21 protein-coding genes and 2 pseudogenes are annotated in these 23,960 nt (G+C 62.3%); 5 read left to right on the top strand and 18 right to left on the bottom strand.

Going from position 1 to position 23,960, the window contains the following annotated elements; genetic code table 11:
- Window positions 1-195 precede the first annotated feature (195 nt).
- The 3 genes and pseudogenes from KHO31_RS31180 to KHO31_RS31170 all read right to left on the bottom strand — a co-directional run.
- On the bottom strand, window positions 196-411 hold the full coding sequence (locus tag KHO31_RS31180; RefSeq protein WP_211624972.1) for a hypothetical protein: 216 nt from the start codon (window positions 409-411) through the stop codon (window positions 196-198).
- A 183-nt stretch (window positions 412-594) separates the two neighbouring features.
- The gene (locus KHO31_RS39535; protein ID WP_236071561.1) at window positions 595-1,110 is read right to left on the bottom strand and encodes a VOC family protein; all 516 of its coding nucleotides are present in this window, start codon (window positions 1,108-1,110) and stop codon (window positions 595-597) included.
- Window positions 1,111-1,228: 118 nt separating this feature from the next.
- Window positions 1,229-1,471: pseudogene (locus KHO31_RS31170) on the bottom strand (FAD-dependent monooxygenase); the annotation flags it as partial.
- 41 nt (window positions 1,472-1,512) lie between these two features.
- On the opposite strand from KHO31_RS31170, the pseudogene KHO31_RS31165 reads away from it, so the two are divergent.
- Together KHO31_RS31165 and KHO31_RS31160 are read left to right on the top strand one after the other, a co-directional pair.
- A pseudogene (locus tag KHO31_RS31165) lies at window positions 1,513-1,776 on the top strand (pirin-like C-terminal cupin domain-containing protein); the annotation flags it as partial.
- A gap of 9 nt (window positions 1,777-1,785) precedes the next feature.
- The gene (locus KHO31_RS31160) at window positions 1,786-2,130 is read left to right on the top strand and encodes an OsmC family protein (RefSeq protein ID WP_211624968.1); all 345 of its coding nucleotides are present in this window, start codon (window positions 1,786-1,788) and stop codon (window positions 2,128-2,130) included.
- Between the two features lie 106 nt (window positions 2,131-2,236).
- Here the strand turns inward: KHO31_RS31160 and KHO31_RS31155 are convergent, their stop codons facing one another.
- From KHO31_RS31155 to KHO31_RS31135, 5 genes are all read right to left on the bottom strand, one after another.
- The gene (locus tag KHO31_RS31155) at window positions 2,237-3,487 is read right to left on the bottom strand and encodes an MFS transporter (protein ID WP_211624966.1); all 1,251 of its coding nucleotides are present in this window, start codon (window positions 3,485-3,487) and stop codon (window positions 2,237-2,239) included.
- Window positions 3,488-3,629: 142 nt separating this feature from the next.
- The gene (locus tag KHO31_RS31150; RefSeq protein ID WP_211624964.1) at window positions 3,630-4,724 is read right to left on the bottom strand and encodes a porin; all 1,095 of its coding nucleotides are present in this window, start codon (window positions 4,722-4,724) and stop codon (window positions 3,630-3,632) included.
- Between the two features lie 132 nt (window positions 4,725-4,856).
- The gene (locus KHO31_RS31145) at window positions 4,857-5,807 is read right to left on the bottom strand and encodes a VOC family protein (RefSeq protein ID WP_211624962.1); all 951 of its coding nucleotides are present in this window, start codon (window positions 5,805-5,807) and stop codon (window positions 4,857-4,859) included.
- 13 nt (window positions 5,808-5,820) lie between these two features.
- The gene (locus KHO31_RS31140; protein ID WP_211624960.1) at window positions 5,821-7,614 is read right to left on the bottom strand and encodes an FAD-dependent monooxygenase; all 1,794 of its coding nucleotides are present in this window, start codon (window positions 7,612-7,614) and stop codon (window positions 5,821-5,823) included.
- A 44-nt stretch (window positions 7,615-7,658) separates the two neighbouring features.
- On the bottom strand, window positions 7,659-8,510 hold the full coding sequence (locus KHO31_RS31135; RefSeq protein WP_211624958.1) for a fumarylacetoacetate hydrolase family protein: 852 nt from the start codon (window positions 8,508-8,510) through the stop codon (window positions 7,659-7,661).
- Between the two features lie 222 nt (window positions 8,511-8,732).
- Between KHO31_RS31135 and KHO31_RS31130 the strand changes: the two genes are divergently transcribed.
- Window positions 8,733-9,431, top strand: a complete 699-nt coding sequence (locus KHO31_RS31130; protein WP_236071560.1) for a GntR family transcriptional regulator — start codon at window positions 8,733-8,735, stop codon at window positions 9,429-9,431.
- Between the two features lie 1,089 nt (window positions 9,432-10,520).
- Entirely contained in the window at window positions 10,521-13,286 is a 2,766-nt protein-coding gene (locus KHO31_RS31125; RefSeq protein WP_236071557.1) for a LuxR C-terminal-related transcriptional regulator, read from the top strand.
- A gap of 100 nt (window positions 13,287-13,386) precedes the next feature.
- Here KHO31_RS31125 and KHO31_RS31120 read toward each other — a convergent pair whose 3' ends face one another.
- The 5 genes from KHO31_RS31120 to KHO31_RS31100 form a co-directional block, all read right to left on the bottom strand.
- A complete protein-coding gene (locus KHO31_RS31120) occupies window positions 13,387-14,697 on the bottom strand; it encodes an MFS transporter (protein ID WP_211624956.1) in 1,311 nt (436 codons plus the stop codon).
- Between the two features lie 140 nt (window positions 14,698-14,837).
- The gene (locus KHO31_RS31115; protein ID WP_211624954.1) at window positions 14,838-15,671 is read right to left on the bottom strand and encodes an SDR family NAD(P)-dependent oxidoreductase; all 834 of its coding nucleotides are present in this window, start codon (window positions 15,669-15,671) and stop codon (window positions 14,838-14,840) included.
- Window positions 15,672-15,751: 80 nt separating this feature from the next.
- Window positions 15,752-16,171 carry a MaoC family dehydratase gene (locus tag KHO31_RS31110; protein ID WP_211624952.1) on the bottom strand — a complete coding sequence of 140 codons (420 nt, stop codon included), beginning with the start codon at window positions 16,169-16,171 and terminating at the stop codon, window positions 15,752-15,754.
- Between the two features lie 13 nt (window positions 16,172-16,184).
- On the bottom strand, window positions 16,185-16,628 hold the full coding sequence (locus KHO31_RS31105; RefSeq protein ID WP_211624950.1) for a MaoC family dehydratase N-terminal domain-containing protein: 444 nt from the start codon (window positions 16,626-16,628) through the stop codon (window positions 16,185-16,187).
- 124 nt (window positions 16,629-16,752) lie between these two features.
- Window positions 16,753-17,892 carry an acyl-CoA dehydrogenase family protein gene (locus KHO31_RS31100; RefSeq protein WP_211624948.1) on the bottom strand — a complete coding sequence of 380 codons (1,140 nt, stop codon included), beginning with the start codon at window positions 17,890-17,892 and terminating at the stop codon, window positions 16,753-16,755.
- A 188-nt stretch (window positions 17,893-18,080) separates the two neighbouring features.
- On the opposite strand from KHO31_RS31100, the gene KHO31_RS31095 reads away from it, so the two are divergent.
- The gene (locus KHO31_RS31095; protein ID WP_211624946.1) at window positions 18,081-19,196 is read left to right on the top strand and encodes a CaiB/BaiF CoA transferase family protein; all 1,116 of its coding nucleotides are present in this window, start codon (window positions 18,081-18,083) and stop codon (window positions 19,194-19,196) included.
- A gap of 136 nt (window positions 19,197-19,332) precedes the next feature.
- Here KHO31_RS31095 and KHO31_RS31090 read toward each other — a convergent pair whose 3' ends face one another.
- From KHO31_RS31090 to KHO31_RS31070, 5 genes are all read right to left on the bottom strand, one after another.
- Window positions 19,333-20,400 (bottom strand): acyl-CoA dehydrogenase family protein, encoded by a 1,068-nt coding sequence (locus KHO31_RS31090; RefSeq protein ID WP_211624944.1) that lies wholly within the window; start codon window positions 20,398-20,400, stop codon window positions 19,333-19,335.
- Window positions 20,401-20,410: 10 nt separating this feature from the next.
- Entirely contained in the window at window positions 20,411-21,571 is a 1,161-nt protein-coding gene (locus KHO31_RS31085) for an acyl-CoA dehydrogenase family protein (RefSeq protein ID WP_211624942.1), read from the bottom strand.
- Between the two features lie 96 nt (window positions 21,572-21,667).
- Window positions 21,668-22,453: a crotonase/enoyl-CoA hydratase family protein gene (locus KHO31_RS31080; RefSeq protein ID WP_211625000.1), complete on the bottom strand. Its 786-nt coding sequence runs from the start codon at window positions 22,451-22,453 to the stop codon at window positions 21,668-21,670.
- Between the two features lie 148 nt (window positions 22,454-22,601).
- Window positions 22,602-22,919, bottom strand: coding sequence for a hypothetical protein (locus tag KHO31_RS31075; protein WP_236071554.1), 318 nt, complete (start codon window positions 22,917-22,919; stop codon window positions 22,602-22,604).
- Between the two features lie 92 nt (window positions 22,920-23,011).
- Window positions 23,012-23,956: an electron transfer flavoprotein subunit alpha/FixB family protein gene (locus KHO31_RS31070; protein ID WP_211624998.1), complete on the bottom strand. Its 945-nt coding sequence runs from the start codon at window positions 23,954-23,956 to the stop codon at window positions 23,012-23,014.
- Between the last annotated feature and the right edge of the window lie 4 nt (window positions 23,957-23,960).

Here is a 23,960-nt window from a genome sequence, read left to right as displayed (position 1 = left end):
ACGGAGCACGCTTCAGTCGACATGGTTAATGGCATGCCGGATCCATTCTGCCATCATCTGGTCAACCGGTCCCGTTCGCCGGGCCTCATAGCGCCGTAGAAACCGCTCCGGACATCAGCCTCACCGGCGCGTGTCCTTCAACGAAAGCGCGACGACGAGACCGATGACCAGTCAGCCCATCCTGCGCTGCATGACTTACTGGATACTGAAGCGGTCCGCCACATAGCGAGAGACCGATGGCCCAACGCCGCCACCAGAAATCTCCCCGAATCCGATGACGAGGCCTGACGCGGTGGCCATCGGCCTGACGGGAACGGCCTCCGCGCTGATCGGCCCGACCGTGAGAGTGATTATGCTGAAGACGAAGAAAATCGTGGTCATCAGCAGGACGAAAAAGAACACCGGGTTCACACCGGTGTGCGACAGTGACCACAGCGCGATGCTGTGGTGTCCGTTGAATCTCAGGCCTGCGCGCGATCCTCTTCGGTGTTCTCGAAGAAATAGGCGGGTACGTCCGGCCCCCAGAGGTACAGCGAATCCTCCGGCGGATGATTACCGCAGGGCGACTCACTGCCGGGCGACACGAAATCGATGTCAGCCAGCCGAATACTCCCAGTACGATCCCCATGGATCGCGCACGTACTGGAAATAGTTGGAGCCGAGGACATGGCGCCCCACGCCCCATCCCTGCACGTAGCCCGCGTGGCGCATCTGCATCGTGCCGACGCCAACCTCGTCGACGGAAGGCACGTCCCATACGCTGTGGTGCCACCTTTTTGCGGCGCCCTGGGCAAACGCGATCAGATGATGATCGCTGCCGTGGCGTCGGTGCAGGAATGCGACAATCCCCTCCGAGCCGTCGGACAATTCCATGCCAAGCGCCTGTTCGTAGAACGCGATCGCTGCGCGGATGTCTGGCGTGTACATCAGCACATGCGACAGTCGCAATGGCCGCGCGGTCGGCGTTTCGGCCCGAAAGCTCGCGCCGCGCAGCCGCGGCAACGCTGGCCCATTGCGGGTAGCCGGCTTGAAATCGGGCGACGTCTTGATACCGGGTCTGAGTTGCAACAGATTGCCATCCGGATCTTCGAACCAGAACCCTTCGGCCACTGCCTGCGCCGCAGGAGCGGCCTCCCTGCCCCTGCCTGCAGGATCTGCGCACGCAACGGTGCAAAGTCGTCCGGGAAACAGCTCAGCGACAGATAAACCTGCTGTTTGCGGGCGCCCTGCTGCACTGGCCCTTGACGATCAGCGCCAGTTTCCACGCGAGATTGAACGCATCCTGGACCGACGTGTTGGACCCGAGCCTGCTTGCGGGCGGATGCCGGTGGGTCGCGTCGTCCGTGATGGCGACGCGACCCTTGACCATGCTGCGCGCAAACATCTTGTTGATCGTCCACTTCGAAATGGACTTCACGCGAACCGGAATGTCCGGATCACCGATGGTCGCCCGCGCCCGCGCGATCACCGCGACCCCGCCCAATAACCTGACGTTGCCCCGTCAATGGCGCAACCGTAGCAGTCGGCACGATGGCAGTCCTGACGACTGCCCACGAGGTAGAGGTGCCCGCGACTTCGGCCACCAGGGTTTTTCTGCTCGGCGGCGCCCCGCTCGACGGGCCGTGCTTCATGGGCTGGAACTTTGAATCCAGCTCGCAGGAAGCCATCGACGAAGCAACGCGACGTTGGGAGGCCGACGAATTCCCTCCCGTGCCCGGCGAAACCGACCGGATTCCATTGCCGCCGCCCCCCGTTGCGCCATCGAATCATCAATAAGGAGACACCATGCCACTCGCCACCGCTGCCGCTACCGCTGAAATCGGCGTCGACACGTCTGACTATCTCGTCAGAATCGAGGCGGGCAACCACGCGCTCCTTGGCAACGAAGGAGTAGCGGCCACGCTCAGAATGTACATGCAGAAGAAAGCGTGGCCAGTTGGGCGGATCAGCGTCAACGCCGATCTGCATGTCGATCGCGATGGCTTACAGTACATTCGCCGCACTGTCTGCGTTGATGCGCAATTGGAGCAGGCCCGGCGCAAGCGTCTAGCGGAAATCTGCGAGAGGACGCCGGTCACACTATTTATCAAGCGAGGCACACGTATCGAGACGACCATGCGCGCGGAGTAAAACAACCGTGTACCGCGTGGTGCCGAGGGCGACATGAGTCGCCCCCGCGACACCGATTTCCACCATGGAACGCGCCGCTCATCGCGTCACAAACGCGGCGAGCGGTTTACGACCCAGCGGCTACCGCGCCACTCGCGAGCCTTGCCGGTGCCGTCTCCTTCAGCGAAAGCGCAATGATCAGCCCGACTACCAGCGCCCCCATGCCGAGCTGCATGATGTACTGGATGCCGAAGTGCTTGGCCACGTAACCGGCCAGCGAAGGCGCCACGCCTCCGCCGAACACCTCCCCAACACCGATCACGAGACCAGACGCGGTTGTCATCAACTTCGCGGGAGCCGCTTCGGCACTGATTGGGCCAACTGTCAACGTGATCATGCTGAACACAAAAAAGATTGTAATCAGCAGGCCGAAGAAAAGCTCTGTTGGATTCGCACCCGTGCGCGACAGCCACCACAGCCCGGCAAAGGCACCCACAACGGAGAATACCATCACCGGTTTGCGTCCGATCCGGTCGGACAAGGCCGGCATGGTGAGCCCACCCAGCGTGCCGCCCACCCCGATTGCGGACAGCACGAAGCCCATCTGTTCCAGCGTCAGGTGCAGATAGTCGGTCAGGTAGTTTGGCATCAACGCGCTCAGAACGATCAAACAGGTCAGCCAGCACAACATGCCGACGAAACTCAGCGGCACATTTCGATAGCGCAGGACTTCGTACCAGCGATGGCTCGCCATATCGTGTGTTTCCGTATGAACTGCGGCCGCTGCTGCGCTCGTATTGCGCAAGGTCCGCCAGGTCAGCGCGCACACGACGAGCCCCGGTACCGCCACCAACGCGAAGATCCAGTGCCATGGCACGACCTTGAGCAGCTGCGTGACGGCGATCGGTGCGAGCCCAAGGCCCAGCAGCGGCAGCGCGGCCTGCTGGATCCCGACGTTGCGTCCATGCCGCGTGGGCTTCGACGCATCGAGCGTGGCGGTAATGCTCGATGGCGTATACGCCCCTTCCGCAAAGCCCATCATCGCGCGAATCATCATCAGGCTTCCGACTCCCCATGCGAGGCCACTCGCGCAGGCCAGCATGGAAAAAGCAAACATCGCGGGAATGATCACCTTGCGATGACCGAACCGGTCCGAAAGGTTACCCGCAAACATCGCGGATAGTCCCCATGCAACAGACAGCGCGGCGGTAATGTGTCCAAGATCCTGATAGTCGAGGTTGAGGTCGCGCATCATCACCGGAAAGAGCGGCATGATCATGAACCGGTCGATACCGACCAGTCCGAATCCGAGCGACAGTAGTGCAACAATCTTCCACTCGTACGAGGTGTCCCAATCGGAGGGCGAAGTGCGTTTCATGTCAGGTTCTCCATTCATTGAATGCCGTTGTGTCGCCACCCGGAAGGGCCGGCGAACAGGATGGGAAAATCAGCGGCGATCGCATCGCTGAACGACATGAGGTTGTCGGGCGTCGCGACGCGGCAGCTATACCCGCAGGCGACTAAAAGAAGGTATGAATACCCACGCGCGCGATTGCCTGCGTCGCGCTGCTGGAGGCACCGTCTGGATCCAGCACGCCATTGATCTGAGCTTGCGCGCCATTGTTGGCGCGTTGCCAAACGCCACTCGCGTACACCATCGTCCGCTTCGACAACCAGTATTGAACAGAGGCGGTGATCTGATGCGCGTGATCGTTGTCGAGCGCGGCGTTGCCCTTCATGTACATGTAGTCGGCCCCGAGCAGCAGTGCCTGCGTGAAGTGCCAGGTCGCACCGAGTTCGCTCATCCATACCGCACCATCAGATGCAGAATTACGCACGGTCGTGAGCAGCGCGCTAGTGCTCAGGTCGCCGATCTGGTAGTGCGCTCCGACGCCCCAGTTCTGGACGCTCGTGGCGGGCGAGCCGGCGGTGGCGCCGTATTTCTGGTTCGTGTATGCAGCGGCCGCGCCGAACGGGTCAGCCGCGTAGTTCAGGCTGAAGCTCACCGCGTTATTGGCCCCGATGGCCCCTGGGACGCCGCCAAACGCGTACATTGCACCGAAGCTCGCGCCAGCCAGAGAGGGACTGACATACTTGACGGAATTCGATACGCGCTGGGTTCCCGCTACCCGATCCCAGTCAAACGCGCCCGTCGGGTTGCCTGGCAGTGCCAGCTTCTGGAACGGCCCGTTACGGAAGTTGTACAGTCCGCCGATATCCCGCGCGGGTTCATTGCCCCCAAAGAACAGGGCATCCGGCATGAAGTCGTACTGGTTGCCCATCGTCAGCGTACCGAAGCCCGGATTCTCCAGACCGACGTAGGCGGTTCGCGCGAACAGCCCATCGCCGATCGTAGCGCCTGTACCGAGCGAAAACTGATTGACCAGTTGAAAGATCGCGTGCGTGCCGCCGCCCAGATCCTCGCTTCCGCGCAGCCCAAACAGATTCGGCGTGAAAATCCCGTCGTCGAACTTCGCGTTGCCGTGGCCACCCTCATTGCTGACATAGCTCATACCGGCGTCCATCGTGCCGAATAGCGTCACGCTGCTCTGGGCGTAAGCGGGAACCGCCTGCGACACCCACACTGCAGCCGCAAGACAAAGTTGTTTCCTCATGGTTTTTTGTCTCATCTCTTCTATTTAATGTAATTAGTATGACTACATAAATACTCAGGCGATGCGCCAGGATCCGGCACACCATGTGCCTGCCTCTGAAGGCAGGCTGGACGCAAACGCGTCTAGCGGATTTCAGGTCCGCGTGCTTTCCTGCTCGGTATTTTCGAAGAAGTAGTCAGGCACGTCCGGCCCCCAAAGATATAGCGAGTCCTCCGGCGGATGATTGCCGCACGGCCACTCACTTCCCGGCGATACGAAATCGATGTCAGCCGAATACTCCCAGTACGATCCCCATGAATCGCGCACGTACTGGAAATAGTTGGAGCCAAGAACGTGGCGCCCCACGCCCCACCCCTGTACATAGCCGGCGCGCCGCATCTGCATCTTGCCGACGCCGACCTCGTCGACGGAAGGCACATCCCACGCACTGTGATGCCAACCCTTTGCCGCGCCCTGGGCAAATGCGATCAGGTGATGATCGCTGCCGTGGCGCCCGTGCAGGAAGGCGACAATCCCTTCCGAGCCGTCGGACAACTTCATGCCGAGCGCCTGTTCGTAGAACACGATCGCCGTGCGGATGTCCGGCGTGAACATCAGCACATGCGACAACCGCATCGGCCGCGCGGGCGCGGCATCGGCGCGAAAGCTCGCACCGCGCAGCCGGGGCAACGCCGCTTCGCGGCGCGCAGCCGGCTTGAAATCGGGCGTCGTCTTGGCACCGGGCCTCAGCTGCAGCAGGTTGCCATCCGGATCTTCGAACCAGAAGCCTTCGGCCACTGCCTGCGTCGCAGGAGCGGCCTCGCGGCCGCCCGCCTGCTTGATCTGCGCACACAGCGGCGCGAAGTCGTCCGCAAAACAGTTCAGCGACAGATACCTAAGCCGCTTGCGGGGGCCCTGCTGCACTTTCGCCCAGGCGTGGTCACTGACTGGGGTGCGTAAGAGAAGCTGTTGCTCCTGCGTTTCCAGCTCGAAGCCGAACGCTGAGAGGAAACGCGTGGCCTCGGTGAGGTCCGGAACGTCGAGTGCGAAATGGTCGATGCTGTGAATGCCGAACGCCGCGCGGGCTGTCGTCGAACGTGTCATGAGCGCACCCCCTTTATGCGTCGGTCGCCACGAAACTGGCACTCGTTGCAGCCTCTGTGCGCGGCGCCTTGCCGAGTATCTGCGCGAATACGCGCCGCAATTCGGCAGCGGGATCAGCTGCGCGCCCGTTCGCGCGCCAGGCGACGAAACGGTCCGGACGGACCAGCACGCAACCGTCGTCTTCCATTTCGCGCTGTCGCGCCCAATCGCCGTAGACATCGAACGTCGACGTGCCGTGCGCAATGGACACGGCGTTGATGGAAATGCCGAACTCCTTGCCGACCTGCCCCGCGGCATCGATCCAGGACTGGCCACCGGCCCCAGTTAGCACGGTAAACGCACCCTGTCCCACGAGATCCAGCGTCGAAACCCGCTCGTTGCCGCGTTGAATCCAGGCATGCGGAAGATAGGCGCCCGGCGTCGTGGTGGCATGGTAGTACAGCTCCGGATCCCGGGTCGGCGCGGGAAACGTCGCGCCGTCACGCACGATCGCGGACGATGTGTAGCGTTGGCCCAGTTCGACACCGTGACAGTTGAACTGGTAGTTCTGGAGTTCGACTGCTTCCGCGAGCGCCTTTCGGCGCTGCCGCCCGACTTCGCTGTCCGAGAACAGCTCGTCAACCGACGCCCACCCCTCCGCCTCGCTCTGTCCCTCGGAAAAACCGAGCGCCTTGGCGATCGGCAACATCTCTCCAACCGACTTGATCGCCCGGTTCACCACGCCTTCGGCTACCGGTTGCCGCTCGTCAGAATAGGCTTGTAGCAGCGTTGGCGAGGCCTGGCCCTTGACGATCAGTGCCAGTTTCCACGCAAGGTTGAATGCATCCTGAGCCGACGTGTTGGACCCGAGCCCGTTTGCAGGCGGATGCCGGTGGGCCGCGTCGCCCGCGATGGCGACGCGGCCCTTGACCATGCTGCGCGCAAACATCCTGTTAATCGTCCACTTCGACACGGACTTCACCCGGATCGGAATGTCCGGGTCGCCGATGGTTGCCCGCGCCCGCGCGATCACCGCTTCCTCGCTCAGATCCGGCTCGCCTTCCTTCGGGTTGTACATGAAGAGCAGCACCCATTCGTTCCACGGACGCACGCAGATATACGTGCCGCTGCCCACCCAGTATTCGCTGCCCGGCTGGCTCATCCAGTACAGCACACCCGGGCGGTGGGCGCAGTACTTTGTGAGATCGACCTCGAGCCAGCAGTTGATCGCGCAGCCGAGCCCCATCTCTCCCTCCAGCTCGAAGCCGAGATCCTTGACGACCACGCTCTGCGCTCCGTCGGCACCGACTGCGTAATCGGAAATCACCTCGATTTCCTCGCCCGTCGAGCGGTCGACGACACGTGAGTAAACCGCTTCGTCAGTCTGGCGGATCGATACGAGCTCGGTATTGAACAATACGTTCGCGCCATATTCACGCGCCGCGGTCAGAATGACCGGCTCGAGTAGATGCTGCGGCGCATTGCACATCTGCGACGGACTCGCCGTTTCATAGTCCGACTTGCGCTTCACACCGGTGCCCCACGTCTGTAGCCGGGCGATTTCAGTGCCGGCGAAACTTGTCGCCCACACGTTGTTGCTCATCAGCTCGTTCGATGTGGCAAGGGCCTGCACGCGGTCCTCGATGCCGAGATCGCGGAACACCTCTACCGTGCGCTGGTTCGTGATGTGCGCACGGGGCGAATGCGCGGTGCCGGGATAGCGCGTGATGGCCAATACCTCGACGCCGTATTTCGCCAGCAGCGCGGCGGCTGTCAGTCCGGCGGGGCCCGCTCCCACCACGAATACCGGGACGCGAATCTGTCTCATGTCTTCTCCTGTTTTCTCTACCCGTCTGTTCGTTCGGCTGGCGCTCAGCGCTGCGGCTGCTCGTCGCGGACCGTGTTGCTCAGTACGCCCAGCCCTTCGATTTCGACTTCGCAAACATCGCCGTCACGCATGATCAGCTTCGGTTCGCGCGCCCAGCCAATGCCCGCCGGGGTACCGCTGACGATCACGTCCCCGGCCTCCAGCGTGATGGCTTCACTGATAACGGAAATCAGGGTGGCCACATCGAACAGCATATCGCTCGTATTCGCCGACTGGACGACCTTGCCGTTCAGCCGTGTCTCGAGCTTCAGGCCTTTCCCGCCTGCCGGCAGTTCGTCCGCGGTGACGAAGGTCGGGCCGAACGCGCCGGTACCGTCGAAATTCTTGCCGACCGTCCATTGCGGCGCCTTGAACTGGTATTCGCGCACCGAGCCGTCGTTGAAGATCGAATAGCCGGCCACACAATCCAGCGCATGCGTCTGCGGAATGTGGCGTCCACCGCTGCCGAGGATCACCGCCAGTTCTCCTTCGAAATCCAGCGAATCGGAGATCAGCGGGCGGATCAACGGCGCGCGGTGCCCGATCAGGCTGGTGTTGAAGCGGGGAAACAGCGTCGGGTAGGACGGCTGCTCATAGGGACTTTCCTTCGTGTGGTCCGCATAGTTCAGACCCACACAGATGATCTTGACGGGGTGCGTCAGCGGCGGCAGCCAGCTCACCGCATCGGCCGAAAACTCCTCGCCGCCGCCCCAATTCGCCTTGGCGAACGCGATCAGGTCGGAGCCGGCGGCGAGGAGTTGTCCCAATGTGACATCGCCCAATGAGACGATTGTGGAACCCTGAAGAATACCCAGCAGCTTTTTGTGCCCGTCGGGCGAGAAGTGTACGTAGCGCATTCCATCTCCATGTCATCGTGGGGTTCGCCGGCAGACGACGGTTGTCGTGTCGCGATCCGATGGATACAAATTTATAAAATATATATATTTTTGTCTTTGCATGTTTACCCTGGCATCTGCATACGGTGAGCCTTTTGAATATAATTACGCCAACTGCAGGAGAAATTCGTGGACTTGACGTTTGATAATCCTGAGGCGCCCCCCCCGCGGACGATGGCCTCCATGCTGGCCGATGCGATTCTGCAGGACATCGTCACCGGCGCGCTGCCGCCTGGCTCGAAGCTGAAGATCAGGGAGCTTGCCGACCGCTATCAGGCGGGTGTCATTCCGCTGCGCGAGGCGGTGTCGAGACTCGCGATGAGCGGCTTCGTCGAGGCAGAGGATCAGCGCGGCTTCCGGGTCACGCAGATTTCCCGCGCCGATCTGAAAGACGTCACCTCGGTGCGCCAGTGCATTGAGTCGGAGGCGTTGCGCGATGCGATCGAGAGTGCCAACCTCGAATGGGAAGGCGCGGTCCTGGCGGCGTTTCACCAGGTCAACAGCCTGCCCACCGTAATCGACGAGCCGCCAAGGATGAATCCCGCGTGGGAGCGTGCGCACGACAACTTCCACACCACATTGCTGGCTGGCTGCCGCTCCAGATGGCTGAAGCATTTCGCGGCGACTTTGCGCACACAGACCGCACGCTACCGGCACCAGTCGCTGCGCAGTCAGCATGCCGATGAACGCAACGTCGGCAACGAGCACGAGGAGATCGTCAAAGCCGTGCTTGCGCGCGACGCGGACCGTGCCTGTGACCTGCTGCGCAGGCACTTTGAGACAACTGCGCGGCTGGTGCTCGAAGACGACACCCAGTCCGGCTCACCCCAGAAGGCCATGCGAACTGCAGTGAATGCGCGCAAGCGGGTGGCCGCATCGTAGTCGACGTTGTGCTGTGGAAGCAGCCAGCAATTGAGCTGAGCGAGATGCCCCGTCCGGGACGCGCAGGCAGGTATCGGCACCGACGAGCACGCCGATCACTTCTGTGCATGGGTGTATGCCGCTTCGGCACGCATGGCTGCCACGCGCACATCACTTATTCCTAGTAAATTGACTCGCCCGCAAGCGCGCCCCCTGCGTGCGTTCGCGACAGCATGTGCTGCGGCACGCTCACAGAATCGTCAGCCCATGCTTCACCGGCCGTCCACCTTTTTCAATCGGCCTCACTAGTGTGTTGCATCCACCGGTTGGATCCGCCAGCCATTGGCGCCATTCGAGTATCGACGTCGTTCAGGTCGCTACGGGTCGTTCTCCAGACATTCGAAGGTCGGCGGTCGCGAATGACTGATTTCGCAGCGAGCGAATGCGTACCTGTGACCCATGCACGTGGGTCGCACAGTCTCCGCTGCTTTCCGCTTTCAGTTCAAGAGACGTGTCCACTAGCAGCCTCACGACCGCCCATAGCGGCACGCGAATAGCACCACCGAAGCTACGCCGATCGCATCTTGTTCGTCTTTGCATCCCATTCAATGCATTCTGCGCTTCCGTCGCGCTCGATCAACAATCCCTATCGTGCATTCGTCGGCGAACCGTGAATGCGGTGCTGCTTATGCTATTGCAGCCGGTGTCAAGTACAGTAAATTCCAGTGGTCCAGCGCCCTCCTCAGAGACGAGTCGGCGCATAGACATCCCTCTATGTGAAGACCGACAATACGAGCGAACGTTTATGCCAATTCAAGGCCCGTTCATGTCCAGGGAGCGTCCGATGGCCATTCAAGCGCACCGGTACTTACGTAAATCTAGGTGAGTCCGGCGCAACGCCTCCCAAGCGTCAAGCCACCAACTCAGTCCACCCTGGTACAAGCTTCAATGGACAACCGGGTCGCGCAAGCAGAAAATCGGGGATGGGTGCGACGTGCAAGTTGAGACAAAATGTTACTCGCCATAGCATGCCGGCAACGCGCAAAGCGCGTCAATACCGCCTGCTGCATCGATCTTGAGCGCCCCTTTTCTGACTTAGAGTTCTTCCCGATGTCCCAGCAACACATTCCACCCATGGTGAAACCGTCGCCGTCGCCACGTGACATCGAGCCTGTCGCGAGTACGAAATTGACGCCGCCGCGCGGTGCGCGCAGCCTCATTCCGCGTGAGTCGTTGATGACACGCATGCTCGAAGGTAGACGTCGGCGCTGTTTAAGCGTACAGGGTGCTGCGGGAAGCGGCAAAACCAGCGCGCTCGTGGAATGGCGCAAAGCGCTGATTTCTTTGAATTTCGATGTCGCGTGGCTCTCGCTCGCGCCTGAAGACAACGAACTCGCGCGCTTCTTCGACTGCCTGCTCGCGAGCCTTGCCGAAGTCGATCCAGCGATTGTGCGAAACGCCGCGCTCCTGATGGGACACGGCAGCAGTGAATCGGTGGTCGAACACTGGGTGATCACACTCGTCGAAGCCATCGCACAGCGTCAGCGCGAGCTTGTGCTGGTGCTCGACGACGTTCACACCATCGACGACCCACGCATCGTGCAGGCACTGCAATGGTTGCTGGACTACGCGCCGCCGCATCTGCACATCGCTTTCGGCACGCGCACCGTACTCCCTTTGTCACTTGCCCGGCTGCGAGCCCAAGGCCATGTCGAAGAGATCGATCTGCGCGATCTACGTTTCACCGCGGCCGAGTCTGAACGTTACTTGCGCGAACAGTTGGGCCACATCGACAAACGTGACGCCGAGACGCTGCACGAATTGACCGATGGCTGGGTAGCCGGACTGCAACTCTTTGCGATCGATCTGAAAACCAAACAGGGCGCCTCGTATTCGCGCCAGGAAATCCGCGATGCCGGCGCCTTCGCCAGCTATTTCGAGCGCGAAGTGCTGGTTCGCCTCGCGCCGGACGATCTGGATCTTCTCACCCGCGTGGCCATTTGCGCCCGCTTTTGCGCGTCACTCTGCGCAAGCCTCTCCGGGCGCCCCCAGGCATTGGCGCGGAAGATGACATGGCTCACGCAGATGGATAACAGCAATCTGTTCATCAGCCAGGTACAAAGCCACGAACGGGAGACTTGGTATCGCCTGCATCCACTGCTGCGCGAGGTGCTGCTGGCACGCGTGGCGCGCTGGCCGGAGGCCGAGCAACACGCGTTGCATTCAGGGGCATGGAACTGGTTCACTTCGCACGGCTATATCGACGAGGCGGTCCATCACGCGGTTCAGGCCAATGACGCCGTCGCCGCCGCGGACATGGTCGAATCGCGGGTCGAAGCACTCTTGACACGGGGCGACCTCGGTCAACTCGCAGGCCTGCTGCGCAATCTGCCGCAGGAGCAGGTACAGGCGCGCTTCGAACTGCAGATGGCGGCGGCCTCGCTGAAACTCTACGCGCATGACCTCGACAGCCTCTCACGCAGCCTGGAACAGTTGGAAGCGAAACGCGCGTCGCTCGACACGTCGCAGCGATATTCGCTAACCGTGCTGCGTGCAGGACTGGCGCTGAGACAGGACAACCCCGACGCCGTTCTCGCCATGCAGAGCGAACTGCTCGACGTACCGCACGACGCGAGCGATCGCGTTCGAGCCGGCGGCGGCACCGCATTGTCGTGGATGCACATGTGCCAGGGCGATTACACCCACATGCAACAGGCTCTCGATGCCACGCACGACGGCGGCGGCGCACCACTGCAGCATCTGGCCGGACGATGCATCAGCGCGATGAGCCTGACCATTGCGGGACATATGGCGCAGGCAGAAGAGATCCTGCGGGACGTGCTGGAGGAAACCGAACAGGGCGGCCCGCCTTACGTCGGTATGGCGTGCATGGCAGCGGGCCTCCTCAGTTATACGCTCTACGAATCGAACGAAATACAGGCGGCGACTCAATTGCTGGCGCTGCGTGTCGAATTGATCGAGCGCGTGTCGATTCCCGACACCGTGGTCAGAGCGTTATACACGCTGGCGGCTTGCCACTGGCTTGCCGGACGCCGTCTCGAAGCGCATGCCTGCCTCGACCGGCTGGAAGACTACGCGGTGAGATTTCATCTCGACCGCCTGCTCGCCTTTGCACTGTCGGCGCGTCTACGCTTCCATCTGTGGCTCGGTTCGACGGATGACGCGCACGCGACGCTGTCGCGTGCCGAGGCACTCGCCGCCGCGCATGACGGTCCCAGCAAAATCGTGGCCGCGGAGGTGGCCGCAGCAGTCCACCAGGCGCGGATCGTGATGATGCTGCACGAGCGCGACTATGCGGGCGCATCGGCCGCGATCGACAGGCTCATTCCGCAGCTCGAAGCAAGCGGCAAGTGGCGCAGGCTCGTCGCCTTGCATGCGCAGGCTGCTGTCGCGAAACAAGGGCGCGGCTATGACAGGCAAGCACGCGAGCACCTGCTCATCGCAGTCAAACTCGGGCATGAGCGGGACCTGGTCCGCACCCTGCTGGATGCGTCGCCCTCGGTATCGCCTATGCTGGCATCGCTGATCGAAGACAAGATACTCGACCCGGTCCACGCGTTTTATGTGAAGCGGTTGCAGGCGGCGACCATCAGTCCGCTCGGCGCGCTTGAGACGAAGCCCGTGGCCAAGGCTATGGTCGAAGCGCTAAGTGAACGCGAACTCGAGGTATTGAGCCTCGTCGCGCAGGCTATGCCGAACAAGAAGATCGCGCGCGTGATTAACGTCTCGCCCGAGACGGTAAAGTGGCACCTGAAAAATATCTTCGGCAAACTCGGCGTGGCTGGGCGCGACGAAGCGGTAGGCCGCGCGCGCGATCTCAAGATCAGTCTTGTCGACTCGTTTCCATCCGACTAGGCGGTGCGGCGCCCGTCGCCTTTCTACAGTCGGCGCGCGCGGCCCGAATATCGTGCAGGCTGCCGCCCGCGCGCGGGAGTGCCGCCCCGACTCCGTTTGCCTAACTCGCCGGCGCGCTTCCCAGCATCAACGTCTGACGCGATCGTCCGGGGTAAAGCCACCGCAGACCGGCGAACGCGGCCACGACCAGCAGTACCGCGCCGCACAGAATGCCAGCTTCGTAACCGTGGGCGTCAGCGGCGCCGTGCGTCTGCACGAGGCGCCCCATCACCGCAGGTGCGATCGCGCCGGCCACATTCCCCACTGCCGTAAAAATCGCCACCAACGCGGCGCACTGGCTCGCGGGCACCATTTCGCCGAGCATGACGGGTCCCAATGTAATCGCGAGCGGTGACAGCGCGCCAGCCAGCGCGAACAGCACAGCCTTCTGCCCGGCAGGCAACCCCGTCGCGACCAGCACGATCAGGATCACCGCGCTCGTCAGCGCGCACAGGCAGACCAGTCGAGCGCGCGCGGCGCGCGTCGTGGCGCCCCGTTTCAGCATGCGTTGCGACAGCCAGCTCAAGCCAACCGTGACGGGCATCGCTGCAATCACGACGAGCGCGAACCAGCGCCCCGCCGACACGCTATCAAAGCCCAGGCCCTTCTGCAGATAAGCGGGCAGCCACGTCAAGGTCAGGCCGAGCATCCAGTAAGCCGCAAAGCCCAGAAGAAGAAGCGCCAGCACGGACGGGTCGCGCAAAATCTTCCGATAAGGCAGCCGCGCCACCGTCACGCCCGAATCAGCGTTGAGGGTACTGGCGTGCCAGCGTCGCTCGTCGAGCTGCCCTTCGCGACCCACACACGCCCACATCACGCTCCAAAGCCCACCGGCGGCGCCCAGCACGACGAAGTTCATGCGCCAGCCCCAACGGTGCGTCACCAACGGAATCAGCAGCCCCGCCAGCAACAGCCCGAGGCAAGCGCCCTGGCTGATCACCGCGACAGGAAGGCTGCGCTTTTCGTCGGGAAACCATTTGTACAGCGCATGCACCGAGACGGGAAACGCCGGCCCTTCTGCAACGCCCAGCAGTACGCGGCAAAGGAGGATGGTGACCGCACCGCCCGCAAATGCGATAGGCAACTGCAACACGGCCCAGGCGACACCCATCACCAGCAGCATCCAGCGCGTGGCGATGCGGGCGGAAAGGAATCCGACAATGATCGCCGAGATCGAAAACACCCAGTAGAAACTTCCGGCGATCAGCCCGAATTGCGCGGGCGACATGTGCAGCTCGGCCATCAGGGGCACGGCCACCATGCCCAGTGCAACCTTATCGAGAAAATTGACCAGCATGAATAGCAGCATCATCGCTGTCATCGCCCATGCTGCTCGTGGTTGATAGCGCCCGGCTTGCGCACTGTTTGTCATCTCGTCTCCTGAGAACCGCTTCGCGCCGCGCTTGATGCGCGGTCGCCCGACATACCCTGTCGTCCATCACCGTACGCCATCCCGGGACCAGGAAGGTGCTGCGATGCCCACGCGGCTTCCCGGACGACGTGTTGCGCCAATCAGAAATTGCTGCCGGGGCCACCGCCGCAGTACACCACCTGACCCGACAGGTAATCCGACTCCGGCGTGCAGAAGAGGTACACCGAGCCCGCCGCTTCGACCACCGTTCCCGGGCGGCCCAACGGAATCATCTTCTTCGACTTTTCCAGCAGCGCCTCGCTGATGCCGACCTTGATCTCACGGCCCTCGATATTCACGGTTGCGCTATCCGCGCCAGCAAACGGCACCGTCAACCGCGTTTCGATATGACCGAATGCGACTGCGTTGACGTTGACCTTGAGGCGTCCCCATTCCTTGGCGAGCGTCTTGGTCATGCCCAGCATGCCCGCCTTGGCCGATGAATAGTTGATCTGACCCACGTTGCCGCCCGCCGCGCCCGACGATACATTCACCACCTTGCGGAACACTTCGCGCCCTTCAGCGGCTTCGGCCTTCGCCGCCGCGCTGATCACAGGATACGCCGCGCGCAGAATGCGAAACGGTGCAGTCAGATGGCAGTCCATGATTGCGTACCATTGCTCGTCGCTCATTTTCTGCACGACGTTGTCCCACGTAAAGCCGGCGTTGTTGATGACGATGTCGATGCCTTTGAAGTTGTCCACGGCAGTTTTCACAAGACGCTCCGCGAAATCGGTCGCCGTGACGCTGCCCACGCACGCCACGGCCTCACCACCCTGCGCGCGGATCAATTCCACCACTTCGTTGGCCGGATCGGCGTCGAGATCGTTCACGACCACGCGTGCGCCTTCGGACGCCAGCTTCAGCGCCACTTCACGGCCGATGCCACGGCCCGAGCCGGTAACGAGTGCGGACTTGCCTGCGAGTTTGCTCATTTGTCTCTTCCTTTCCATGCGATAGGTGACGAGCCGCTCGCGGCCCGCCCAGTCATTTGATCGTTCAATGCTTGCGTGCTTTACTTCAGCGCAACAACAGCCTCACCCACCAGCTTGTCCTCGCCGTACTGGTTGCTGCACCTGAGCCGCAGCTTGACGCGCTGCTCGCCATCGGCCTCGAACTTCTCGACGACTTCGCCGGTGCACGTCGGCTGATTGCCGAGATGGGTAATGCCGGTGAAACGGATCGATACGTTGCGAATCTGCTGCTGCGGCACCCAGCTGGTCAACAATCGACCCACGTAAGCCGCCGACAACATGCCGTGCGCGAACACGTCCGGCATGCGCGCCTTGCGCGCAAAGTCGATGTCGATATGAATCGGGTTGTGGTCGCCCGACGCGCCGCAGTACAGCGCCAGCGTGGTGCGATTGATAGCGGGCAGCGCCAGTGCGGGCAACGTGTCGCCCACCTTCACTTCGTTGAAATGCGGTGCTTGCATGTTGATAGTCTCCTTAACCGCGACGTTCGACGAGCGTGCCGCGCAGGTCGGCAATGTGTTCGCCCTTCTGGTTGATCACACGGGTCGTGCTTACGACGAAGTGCAGCGCGCCGTCTTTCTTGTCGTAGACGTCAGTGACTGTGCTTTCGAAACTCAGGGTGTCGCCGGCGTAAGCCATACGGTGATACTCGAAGGCCTGCTCCGCGTGAAGGATGCGCGCGAGATCGAGTTGCAACGTCCCCAGCACGTTGAACGGCCGCGAGACTTCGCTGTTCAGGCACATCAGGAAAGTCGGCGGCACGGGAAGCGCCGGGTGCCCCGCGTCGTGTGCCGCCGCGACATCGAGATACACCGGGTCGCTTTCACCAATCGCCTTCGCGAAGAATGCAAGGCGCCCCTTCTCCACATCGACGGTGCCGTGCGAGGTCACCAGGCCGATCATGCTTTTATCTGCCATCTAATACGTCTCCTCTACTCAGGTTGTGCATGGCGCGGCAACCTTGCGGCGGGCGCGCCATGTCTTTCACGATGGCCCGGCGCCGAGCGCACAGATAGCTCGTGCGGCCGCCGGTCCGGCACACTCACATCTTTCGCGTGATGATGTCGCGCATGACTTCGTTGCTGCCGCCGTACACGCGCGTGACGCGCGCGTCCACGAAGGCGCGCGCAATTGGGTACTCCAGCATGTAGCCGTAGCCGCCGTGCAGTTGCACCATGTCGTCGATGCATTTCCACATCGTCTCGGTCGAATGCAACTTGGCGATCGAGGCTTCTTCCGCGCTCAGACGCCGGCGCATGTGCTCGCCCAGGTAGTAATCGACCATCGTGCGCAGCGCCACCGACTGCGCTTTCACATCGGCGAGCTTGAACTTCGTGTTCTGGAAATCCCACACCGTCTGGCCGAACGCGCGACGGTCTTTCACATAGGCCAGCGTGTGCTCAAGCAGCCGCTCCACCTTCGCGGCCGCGCCGACCGCAATCATGAAACGCTCCTGCGCGAGGTCATGCATCATGTAGGCGAAGCCCTTGCCTTCCTCGCCCAGGCGGTTACTGACCGGCACGCGCACGTTGTCGAAAAACAATTCCGCGGTGTCTTGCGAATGCATGCCGACTTTTTTGAGCTTGCGGCCGCGCCGGAATCCGTCGCGGTTCGTTTCCATCATGATCAGACTCACGCCTTTCGCGCCAGCCGCCGGATCGGTCTTGCAGACCACCATCACCATGTCCGAAATGAAACCGTTGCTGATGAACGTCTTGCTGCCGTTGATGACGTATTCGTCGCCTTCACGCACGGCCGTCGTGCGCACGGCCTTCAGATCGCTGCCGCCACCGGGTTCGGTCATCGCCACCGCGAGGATGGTCTTGCCGCTACAGATATCCGGCAGCCAGCGCTGCTTCTGTTCCTCGGTGCCAAGCCGATTGACATAGGGCGCGACGATGTCCGAATGCAGCCCGATCGCCAGTCCGCCGATACCTGCGCGCGCCAGTTCCTCCGTAATCACCGCCGCGTGGCCGAAGTCTCCGCCGCCACCGCCGTACTCCACCGGCAACGTCGTGCACAACAGGCCTTCGCGGCCCGCTTTCAACCAGGTCTCACGGTCGACCTCGCCAGCCTCGTTCCACTGCTCCATGCGCGGCACACATTCACGCTCCATGAACCGGCGCACCGTGGTGCGGAATTGTTCGTGATCTTCACGAAAGACGCTGCGATTCACTTCCACGACTCACTCTCCTCGATAGCTACAGGCGACAGACGCAACGTCGCGCTGTCTTCTTGATGAAGATCATCAGTGGACGGTCCGGCTCGACGCCTACCCGAAACGGGGAGGTAGGGGGGGCACCGTGGCGGCCAGACTCTAGCGACGCAAACTTGTCAAACGATTGCGGCTAACAAACACAAGGAGACACCATGCTGTCCGGCATCAAAATCGTGGAAATCAGCGGGATCGGTCCGGGTCCGTTTTGCGGCATGCATCTGGCCGATCTGGGGGCCGACGTGATCGCCGTGGAACGCGCCGATGCCGGCGTGGCAAAAAAAGCGGGCGACGAAGGAATGGTGTTGAACCGGGGTAAACGCTCACTCGTGGCGGACCTGAAGACCGAAGCGGGTCGCCAGCTCGTGCTGCAATTGATCGCGAACGCCGACGCGCTCATCGAAGGCATGCGTCCCGGCGTCATGGAACGACTCGGACTCGGCCCGGAGGAACTTCACGCGGTCAACCCGCGTCTCGTCTATGGGCGCATGACGGGATGGGGACAGTCCGGCCCGCTGTCTCAGGCGGCCGGTCATGACAACAACTACATTTCGCTGTCAGGCGCGCTGTATTACAACGGCACCGCGGCCGAGCCGCCCTCGACCGCTATCACGCTGACTGGTGACATTGGCGGCGGTGCACTGTATCTGGCGGTCGGGTTGCTGTCGGGCATTCTGAATGCGCGGACAACGGGCAAGGGCACCGTGGTCGATGCCTCTATCGTGGACGGCTCCGCGCATATGCTGCAATTGCTTCTTTACACAGGCACAAAGGGATTGATAACTGGCGACCGGGGCAAGAACGTCCACGACAGTTCCCACTTCTATTCCACCTATCGCTGCGCGGATGGCCATTTCATCACGCTCGGCGCGCTCGAACCGCAGTTTTATGCGTTGCTGCTAGACAAGCTCGGCCTGAAAAGCGACCCGTATTTCGCGCGCCAGTGGGATCGGGAAAATTGGCCCGACCAGCAACAACGATTCGCCGCATTGTTTGCTCGCAGGACGCGAGAGGAATGGTGCGCGTTACTCGAAAACACCGACGTGTGTTTCGCGCCGGTGTTGAGCCCCGCCGAAGCCGCCACGCACCCGCACAATGCGGCGCGTGGGGTGTACTTCGAACGTGAAGGGCAGTTGCAAGTCGCGCCCGCCCCTCGCTTCGACGGCAAGCTCGCCACGCCCGGGCGCATCCCGCTGCGAGGCGAACATACGGCGGAGATCGAGGCGGCGATTGAAGGTGGCAACACGCAGCGCTGCTGGCAGCCCCGCTAAGCGGTCTTACAGAAACGCAGATTGCTGCGTGTTCGATGATGGAGGCCACGCGTAAAGCGTGGCCTCCATCAAGATCACCTGGTTCGAGGTGACGGGTGTCAGCCCGCGGGCCGTTTGCCGCAGCGCAAGCGTGGCTTCATTCGGCTTGTTCCGCGAGTTCGGAAGCCGTCACGCCGCCACTCACGTCACCGGCCGTGAGCCGCGCACGGACGAAATCGATCAGCGATCTGCCCGCACTGTCCGAACTGTCCAGCAACGACTCGCCGATCAACGCGGCACAGCGCGATTCCACACCGGGTGACATGCGCCATTCGTGCAGACGGTTGGTGAACACGCCGAGCATGTGCTCTCTTGTGATTCCGATCGCGCCGTGCACGGCGTGCGCCACCGTACTCACTTTCTCCGCCGCCTCGCAGGCGCGCAGTTTGGCCGCCGCGGCAAGGAGCGGATCGGGCAGCGCGCCGCGCGCGGCGCACCCCATGCGAGCCGCCATCACCGTCGACGTAGCCTGCGCTGCCAGCACCGCCAGTTCCTGCTGAATCGCCTGAAACTGTCCGATCGCCTTGCCAAACTGACGTCTGTCGCTGGCATACTCGACCGTGAGCGCCAGAACACGCTGCATCACGCCGGCCATCGCCGCCGCATGTACGGCGCTGCAAATCGACTCCGCGCTTTCGGCACCACGCGGCAGGCGAAATACCGCTTCGTTTGCGGATTCCCAACGAAGCGTTGCCGACACATGCGGCCGGTAAGCACCCGGCACGCTATGCGCCCGCTCACACGGCATCAGGAGCCATGCCTCGGCGCGTTCCACCAGCACATGACGCGCCAGCAACGCACCCGAAACATCGGAGCACGTCACGGCATCTTCATCGCTGTGCTGCGCGCGAGCAATGGCAATGCACCCGCCATCACTGGCCCAGCCTCGATCGACCAACAACGCGCGCGCAATCATCGTCTCGCCGAACGGCACGCTGAGTCCCGCGTAGCCCGCGGCAAGCAACAAGGGCCACGCCTCTTCGAGTGACAACCCCACGCCCCCGTGGCAGGCCGGCACGAGCGCGTCGGTGAAGCCCAATGCGTCGATCTCCACCCACTGGGTTTCGGCGTCCGCGAGCGAACCCGCCTCGATGGCACGCAGCCGATCGTCGGAACACAGGCCCGCGAGGGCACGTTCAAATTCGTCTGATATTGCGTCGGTCATAGTGTCTTGCTCAACGAAGTCCAAGTCCGCGCGCGATGATGCCGCGCATGATCTGGCGGGTGCCCCCGCGCAGCGAATAGGTCGGTGAAATTTGCCGGACGTAGGCGAGCGTAGCCAGCAGCGCGGGCGACGGCCTGAAGTGCGGCTCCAGCCCCAGCGCCTCGCCGATCCATACGGGCACCGTCTGCTCGAATTCCGTCCCGAGATCCTTCACGACGGCTGCTTCGAGATCCGGATGGCGGCCCTGGTTGAGCATGTCTGCCACCGCAAGCGACATCGACCTCAACACCGCGAGACGTCCTGCGATGCGCCCCGCAATTGCGCGAACGGCGAGACTGGTCACGCCGGCCTGCTTGACTTCGGCAAGCCAGGTATCGGCAAGCACGATGCTCGAATAGACCCGCTCCGGGCCGCTGCGCTCGAATGCCAGCTCGGCGGTCACCTGAGTCCAGCCGGAACCTTCCTCGCCCACTAACGCCTCGGGCGGCAGATCGACGTCCTCGAACAGCACTTCGCAGAAGTGGCCGTCGCCCGCCATGTCGTGTATTGGCCGTATCGAGACGCCCGGCAAAGACAGATCGACGATTACTTGCGAGAGACCTTTATGCCGGTCTTCCGGTGCGCCTGACGTGCGCACCAGCGCGATCATGTAATGCGATCGGTGCGCGTTGGTCGTCCAGATCTTGCGCCCGCTCAAGCGCCAGCCGGTCGCGGTGCGCGTGGCGCGCGTGCGCACGCTGGCGAGATCGGAGCCCGTGTCGGACTCGCTCATGCCGATGCAGAAGAAGGCCTCGCCACGCACGATCTTCGGCACGTAGAACTCCCGTTGTGCGGGCGTGCCGAAGCGCAGAATGAGCGGCGCTGTCTGGCGATCCGCAATCCAGTGGGCGGAGACCGGCGCGCCTGCCGCCAGGAGTTCTTCGAGCAGGACAAACCGGGCGAAGCCGCTTCTGCCCGCACCGCCGTACTGCTGCGGCAAGGTCAACCCAAGCCATCCTTGCGCGGCGAGCGCGCGACTGAAGTCGGCATCGAAACCGAGCCATGAGCGCGCGCGAATCTCGGTTGGCACGTCGCGCAGCCGCGCCTGCAAAAACGCACGCACGGGCGCGCGCAGTGCTTCGTCTTCAGCCGGAATCGCTGCGTGCGACAACGCGGGGAAAATTGAATTCAACAGACTCCTCCAGCACAATATTCGATACGAGCCATTGCCGTACGCGCACTTCGTGGCAGTGCGCGGTGTCGTATACGTCTCTTTGCTATGCACGCGCTATTTGCCGCGGCGTGTCAGAAAATTGTCGAGTGCGTCGTCATGCTCTTCGGTGTAATGCGCGACGGCCTGAAAGGCCGCCGACATTTCCAGCAAAGTGTCGAGCCGTGTCTGCTGCCCTTCGCGCAGCAAGCGCTTGGTCATACGCAGCGCTTTGCCCGAATTCGCCACGATGCGGTCCGCGAGTTCTAGCGCGGTCGTCATCAACTGGTCAGCCGGTACGACGCGCGAAACGAGACCCCAAGCGAGGGCCTGATTGGCGTCGATCGGATCGCCCGTGAACGACATCTCGCAGGCCCGCGACATGCCGACGACTCGGGGCAGCAGCCATGCGCCGCCGTCGCCCGGAATCAGGCCGAGCTTGACGAAGCTCTCGGCAAACAGCGCCTCCTGCGACGCGATACGAATGTCGCACATGCACGCCAGATCGTTGCCCGCGCCATATGCCGGGCCATTGACCGCAGCAATGGTCGGCACTTCCAGGTTGCACAATGCGAGCGGCAGGCGCTGGATACCGTCGCGATAGGCATAGCGGCTGTGCGCGGGCTCCCCCAATCCGGCGCCAAACGAATCGCGAATGGTCTTCAGATTGCCGCCAGACGAAAATGCCGAACCGGCGCCCGTCAGGATCAACGCACGCACAGACTGGTCGGCATTGACCGTCGCGCACAGATTGACCAATGCGTCGACAGCGTCGTTGTCAGATATTACATTGCGCGTTTCGGGACGGTTCATCGTGGCAACCATAATGCCGCCGTCCCGTTCGATTTTCAGGAAATCGCTCATCACCACACCTTCTCCAGTGAACATCACAGGTTCATTTTTTTATCGATCAACGCAGCTAGACGGGTGAAACCGCTTGATGGATGGCTTGACTTGTGCCGCCTGACACGCACACATCCGGATCGCGCTAGCGCCGCATCGTGTCGCGGCTTCAGTACGGCAGATGCCGTTCGGGCACATTCAACGATGGCTTTTCCGGGAACGGGTCGCGACTACCTTGCAGACTTGCGCGAGTCACGTAGCCCATTTCGGGTCGCCTCGACATGGGAGGGAACACGCACCATGAGCCATCGTCGTGGCGAAAAAACACGATCGCCAGCGCGCCCGACGAGCGGACCGCCTCCACGCAAACATAACGCCTTTGGGCCTGCCGGAAGCGGCTAAGCCGCGTGATGCGCGTGCGCAACTCGGAGCGCGGGCCGAGCCATTTATCGACGAGAAGACGCAGTGTCCTTTCCCCAGTCATCATGGGTTCCTCCAGCAACCTTCGGCAACGGCGCGTCACTACCCGCCGCGTCCCTTGTGGATATCTGCCGGGTCGTCGCAGCACCCGGCAAGTCACTACGACGACAGACCTGCCTGCGCCACCAGTTCCGGCACGAGCGTGAACAGGTCGCCCACGAGACCATAATCGGCGACGCTGAAAATCGGCGCTTCCGGGTCCTTGTTGATCGCCACGATGACCTTCGAGTCCTTCATGCCGGCCAGATGCTGGATCGCACCGGAGATGCCGACGGCCACATACAGTTGCGGCGCGACGATCTTGCCGGTCTGACCGACCTGATAGTCGTTCGGCACAAAGCCCGCATCGACCGCTGCACGCGATGCGCCCAGCGCTGCGTTCAGCTTGTCGGCCAGCGGTTCGAGAACCTTGGTGTAGTTCTCGCCGTTGCCGAGACCACGGCCACCCGAGACGATGATTTTCGCCGACGTCAGTTCCGGACGGTCCAGCTTCGTCACTTCACGGCTGACGAATTGCGAGAGGCCCGTATCGGCTGCCGCTTCGATCTTCTCGACCGTTGCGCTGCCACCTTCTGCCGCGACCGCGTCAAAACCAGTCGTGCGGACCGTGATGACCTTGATCGGGTCCTGAGACTGCACCGTTGCAATAGCGTTGCCTGCGTAGATCGGACGCTCGAACGTGTCGGCGCTGTCTACTGCCGTGATGTCGCTGATCTGTGCAACGTCGAGCTTCGCGGCGATACGCGGCGCGATGTTCTTGCCGTAGGCGGTCGCCGGCGTGAGGATGTGCGAATAGTCCTTCGCGATGTTCAGCACCGTCGCTTCGACGTTTTCGGCCAGCCCTGCTGCCAGTTGCGGCGCGTCGGCCAGCAACACCTTCGAAACACCTGCAATCTTCGCTGCGGCATCCGCCGCAGCCTGTGCGTTGTGACCCGCTACCAGCACGTGAATATCACCACCGATCTTCTGCGCCGCTGCAATCGTGTTCAGCGTCGCGGCCTTGATCGACGCATTATCGTGTTCTGCTATTACAAGATTCACCAGATTC

The organism is Paraburkholderia domus (assembly GCF_905220705.1).
Classification (GTDB): domain Bacteria; phylum Pseudomonadota; class Gammaproteobacteria; order Burkholderiales; family Burkholderiaceae; genus Paraburkholderia; species Paraburkholderia domus.
Note: the sequence above shows the minus strand (reverse complement) of the source record. Positions and strands in the feature narration are given on the sequence as shown.

Bases quoted from the DNA above. Each gene is read 5' to 3' on its own strand.
- KHO31_RS31155 (WP_211624966.1), bottom strand. From the start codon at position 3,487: ATGAAACGCACTTCGCCCTCCGATTGGGACACCTCGTACGAGTGGAAG.
- KHO31_RS31135 (WP_211624958.1), bottom strand. From the start codon at position 8,510: ATGCGCTACGTACACTTCTCGCCCGACGGGCACAAAAAGCTGCTGGGT.
- KHO31_RS31120 (WP_211624956.1), bottom strand. From the start codon at position 14,697: ATGACAAACAGTGCGCAAGCCGGGCGCTATCAACCACGAGCAGCATGG.
- KHO31_RS31150 (WP_211624964.1), bottom strand. From the start codon at position 4,724: ATGAGGAAACAACTTTGTCTTGCGGCTGCAGTGTGGGTGTCGCAGGCG.
- KHO31_RS31140 (WP_211624960.1), bottom strand. From the start codon at position 7,614: ATGAGACAGATTCGCGTCCCGGTATTCGTGGTGGGAGCGGGCCCCGCC.
- KHO31_RS31075 (WP_236071554.1), bottom strand. From the start codon at position 22,919: ATGATGACTGGGGAAAGGACACTGCGTCTTCTCGTCGATAAATGGCTC.
- KHO31_RS31130 (WP_236071560.1), top strand. From the start codon at position 8,733: ATGCTGGCCGATGCGATTCTGCAGGACATCGTCACCGGCGCGCTGCCG.
- KHO31_RS31125 (WP_236071557.1), top strand. From the start codon at position 10,521: ATGTCCCAGCAACACATTCCACCCATGGTGAAACCGTCGCCGTCGCCA.
- KHO31_RS31105 (WP_211624950.1), bottom strand. From the start codon at position 16,628: ATGGCAGATAAAAGCATGATCGGCCTGGTGACCTCGCACGGCACCGTC.
- KHO31_RS31145 (WP_211624962.1), bottom strand. From the start codon at position 5,807: ATGACACGTTCGACGACAGCCCGCGCGGCGTTCGGCATTCACAGCATC.
- KHO31_RS31090 (WP_211624944.1), bottom strand. From the start codon at position 20,400: ATGACCGACGCAATATCAGACGAATTTGAACGTGCCCTCGCGGGCCTG.
- KHO31_RS31115 (WP_211624954.1), bottom strand. From the start codon at position 15,671: ATGAGCAAACTCGCAGGCAAGTCCGCACTCGTTACCGGCTCGGGCCGT.
- KHO31_RS31160 (WP_211624968.1), top strand. From the start codon at position 1,786: ATGCCACTCGCCACCGCTGCCGCTACCGCTGAAATCGGCGTCGACACG.
- KHO31_RS31080 (WP_211625000.1), bottom strand. From the start codon at position 22,453: ATGAGCGATTTCCTGAAAATCGAACGGGACGGCGGCATTATGGTTGCC.
- KHO31_RS31110 (WP_211624952.1), bottom strand. From the start codon at position 16,171: ATGCAAGCACCGCATTTCAACGAAGTGAAGGTGGGCGACACGTTGCCC.
- KHO31_RS31095 (WP_211624946.1), top strand. From the start codon at position 18,081: ATGCTGTCCGGCATCAAAATCGTGGAAATCAGCGGGATCGGTCCGGGT.